2 protein-coding genes are annotated in these 1228 nt (G+C 72.6%); both read right to left on the bottom strand.

Translation table 11 applies throughout. The annotated features are described in order from the left end of the window. The coding region (locus AC2W7G_RS16695) for a LysR family transcriptional regulator (RefSeq protein ID WP_485869427.1) at positions 1 to 206 on the bottom strand (206 nt) is incomplete at its 3' end. A gap of 472 nt (positions 207 to 678) precedes the next feature. Continuing rightward, positions 679 to 1228: FtsX-like permease family protein (locus AC2W7G_RS16690; protein ID WP_485869426.1), on the bottom strand; the 550-nt coding region annotated here is incomplete at its 5' end.

Below are 1228 nucleotides of genomic sequence, written 5' to 3'. Positions count from 1 at the left end.
GTCGCGATCGCGGCCAGCCGCCGGCCCGCGCTGGTCAGCGCGACCCCCCGTCCACGCGGCTCGACCAGGGGCACGCCGGCCTCGCGCGACAGCTGCTTGAGCGCCTGCGACACGGCTGACGGTGTGACGTTCAACGCATCGGCGGTCGCCTGGACCGACCCCCGTTCGGAGAACTCCCTGAGAACCCGGAGGCGACGCTCGTCCATGAAGTGATGCTACACGTTACGTGTAGAACAGTTCGATTGTGCTTGACAGTTGAGGGCGCAACGATGGGGGTGTCCACGAACCCTCGAAGGAGGAACGACCATGACCGTCCTGCTCGGCGCCTGCGCCGTCGTCGCCGCCATCGGCATCACCAAGTCCGTCATCACCGTCGCGACCGACGGCTACGGTCGCATCCCCACCATCAAGCAGTTCTGACCCCCTGACGCCGGCGCGGCGGACGACATCCCCCGAACGTCCGTCGCGCCGGTCACCACCAGACGCCCGCCTCCGTCGCAGGGAGGCGGGCGTCGTCGTGCCTAGCCGCGCAACGCGGCCAGCGGGGTGGAGCGCAGGTTCTCGCGCAGCGGGACGAGTGCCGCCCCACGGCGAGGGCCACGGTCACGACCGCGAGCGCCAGCAGCAGCCACCACGGCACCACCGGCACCACGACCCCGCTCGGGCGCCATCGAGCCATCAGGCTCTGCGCCCCGGCCCAGCCCACGAACTGCCGAGCAGCAGCCCGGCTGTGACCGCGCCGAGGCCGAGCCGGGCGCTCTCCCCGACCGTCACGGCGCGCACGTCGGCGCGCGACTGGCCGAGCACGCGCAGGAGGCCGGTCTCGCGACGGCGCATCCGCGCGCCGAGACCGATCGTCTGGCACAGGCCGATGGCCGAGATGAGCGCCGCCGCGCTGACCATCACGGACACGACGCCGGCCAGCAGCATCGTCGTCTCGGCGGCGCCCTCGGCCTCGCTCGTGCCCTCGTACATCCGGTCCACCGCCAGGTCGAGCGTGGCCGAGGCGACGACGAACATCGTCACGACCGAGACGATGACCACGACGCCGGCCGCCGTGCGACCGGTCCGCTCCGGGTTGTGGTCGAGACGTCGCGCCGCGAGCACGCCGGACGGCGTCGACGGCCACAGCCGGTTCAGCAGCCGCAGCCACCGCGGGAACAGGGCCGGCGCGCTCAGCACGACGCGAAGCCAGCAGCGTCCGCCGAGCAGCCCCAGTAGCGCGGCT

This window comes from Aeromicrobium sp. PFPM2_SD2 (assembly GCF_057364525.1).
Note: the sequence above shows the minus strand (reverse complement) of the source record. Positions and strands in the feature narration are given on the sequence as shown.